Annotated in this window: 2 protein-coding genes; both read right to left on the bottom strand. The window is 36.5% G+C overall.

Features of this window, described 5'->3' with window-relative positions:
- Positions 1–432 precede the first annotated feature (432 nt).
- A complete protein-coding gene (locus FYJ55_RS10470; RefSeq protein WP_154556774.1) occupies positions 433–1,581 on the bottom strand; it encodes a DUF349 domain-containing protein in 1,149 nt (382 codons plus the stop codon).
- Between the two features lie 313 nt (positions 1,582–1,894).
- Positions 1,895–2,566 (bottom strand): IS200/IS605 family accessory protein TnpB-related protein (locus tag FYJ55_RS10465; protein WP_195836730.1); only part of this gene is annotated, 672 nt, incomplete at its 5' end.

Genomic DNA, 2,566 nt, shown 5'->3' with positions numbered 1-2,566 from the left:
CGGACTTCTTGCAGTTCTTCCCGTTGTTCTTGTGGTATTGGCACTTGTAACAACAGTACCGTGTTTATCGGAAACTGCAAGACCTCCCAGGTATGCAGCTGATACCTTGACTTCTCGCCCTGCTTTAAAACGCCGGTGGTGTCCGATTGAATCTGGCATAACGATTCAACCTATGTTGGTTGCGGCCAATATGAGAGCATCACCCACCACTTTATCGGTACTAACGACGCTAGATTGCTTCAGGCTTTCGCTTTAGGGCTCTAAGTCTTTCCTTCCTACGCTTAACACTGTACCTCACGATACAATGCCCAAGGACTAGATACTGGCCTCTTTGCTCAAAGAGTTACCAGGTCAGGAGTTTCACCTAACTAAATCAACTGCACCGAACTGGCGCACCATATAATAAACCCCAAGAAAAAGAGAGTAGATCAACTACTCTGCTAATTTCTTTTCAATGTCTTCAATTTCTTGTTCAAGTTGTTTGATAAAATCTTCTTTATCTTCTACTTGATCCTGTAAGTCAGCTACAGTAGCTTCACTTACCAAACCAGTCATATCATCCTGAAGACGTTTGATTTGACGTTTTTGGTTTGCGATTTGTTCTTCTTTACGAGAAATAATTTCTGACATGTGTTCACGCCAGTTAGCACGACGCTTTTCACTAGCCGATTTTAAACCCGCAAAGTATTCGTCCATAACTCCTCTGAACTCATTCCAGATTTTGTCTTCTTTATCTTTTCCACAGAAACCAATTGATTTCCATTCGTTAGACAATTCCTTCATCATTGCCGTTTGTTCACGAGTATATTCCTGTAAACCAGCAATTGATTTAGCTTGCTTTACTAAAGCTTGTTTTTCTGCATATTTTTCATCATGTTCAACATGCAATTTTTCATAGAATTCATTACGTTTCGCATAGAATTTTTGGCGAGCCTCATTAAACGCATTCCATAAATCATCATCAAATTCACGACCTGCATTTCCAGCTGCTTTCCATGCATCCATCAATTCTTTATATTTAGCACTTGTTTTTTGCCATTCTTCAGAATCCTGTAAAGACTTAGCTTTTTCAATTAAATCTTCTTTTATCTTTTTGGCATTTTCAAACTGAACCGCTCTTTTTTCCCAGTTTGCACGTTTACGATCATAGAACTTCTGACGAGCTGCATTGAAACGTTCCCACAATTCATCATCCGTTTTCTTTCCGGCATTTCCAGAAGCTTTCCATTCATCCATTAAAGAAGTCATTTTTTCAGTAGCCTTCTTAAAATCATCTGATAAAGAAATTTTTTCAGCTTCCTTAATCAAAGCTTCCTTAGCCTCTACAACCTTTTGAGCCAGTGCCTTTTGTTTCTCATAAACCTTTTCAACATTTGCCTCAAATTCTTCTCTTAACTTTTCTTCTGCCAAAGACTCCCCAAATCCAGTCTTTCTCCATTTTTTCTTTAAATCATTCACAAAGCGAACAGCTTCGTTTAGATCTTCAATTTCGTCAACTTTTCTTGATTCTTCGACAAGAGCCTGTTTTTGGTCAATACCGGCTTCCATATCTTCAAATTCTTCGTAAAATTCTTTTTCCATACATCTACTCAGCTTTCTAATCATCCTATTACTTATGATTATAACATAGAATAAAAAAAGTACGAGAAAAAACTTTTTCTGCGAAAAAGTCACACGTCTAAATGGCGTGCCCGGTTCGTTTCCAGTCGTCCGGTAACATTTCAATATCTACTCCATCTTTCTGAATCATTCGGTATCCCGATCCATTCAGTCTTTTGCGATGGAGTTTTTATTGTATGCTTTATTTATAAATACTTCAGAATTTCATCCATGATCTATGTACTTATCATCCAGTAAGATATCATAAACTTCTGGTTCTGATTATTTATCTTATTTAATCCACAAATCCCATGCCTCTTCGATTGATCACATAGGCTGCACAATAATGTACACTCAATCCTTTGATCTTTGTATACTTTTCTTTTCCAATCTTACTCGTATTTCTTGGATCTACTTTGATTACATCCACTTCATTCATCAAACATTTTCTTTCCACTTTTTCTAGTATCTTTTTATACGCAAAACTCGATAATGTTTTATTTTGTTTTTTAGGTTGATAGAGCATCCTTGTTTTCAACTGCTTGAAATTCAAGTCTTCAACTACCAGACTCTTCTTCTTGGATTTACATTGTTCCATGATTTCAATGGCCAACTGATACAGTTCTTCATTTCGTTTATTTTTAGTATTCTCTTTATGGATTGGATATTTCTTAATTAGTACGATATTTCCATCCATATTGGTTTCACATAGTGCTATATGGTCCACATTGATATCGATTCCTATGGCTCCATACAATGTATCTGTCTTTGGAAGATTCATATGTTTTTCAAATATAGCTTTCACTATAAAGTATTCACCATAATCCATCAACTCATAGACTACTGCCTTATTTGGTGAGTTGTGTTTTTCATTGACTCTTGCATACAATTCATCCTTGTACTTATGAAACTGTACCTTGAATACAATGTCTTTCTGCGTGCTTCGATAGGTCAGCATATCATTATC

The organism is Holdemanella porci (assembly GCF_009696075.1).
In the GTDB taxonomy this organism is placed as follows: domain Bacteria; phylum Bacillota_I; class Bacilli_A; order Erysipelotrichales; family Erysipelotrichaceae; genus Holdemanella; species Holdemanella porci.
This window is presented reverse-complemented; position numbering and strand designations above follow the sequence as displayed.

What these genes read in the sequence shown, in the direction of transcription:
- FYJ55_RS10470 (WP_154556774.1), bottom strand. Translation starts at nt 1,581, where the DNA reads ATGGAAAAAGAATTTTACGAAGAATTTGAAGATATGGAAGCCGGTATT.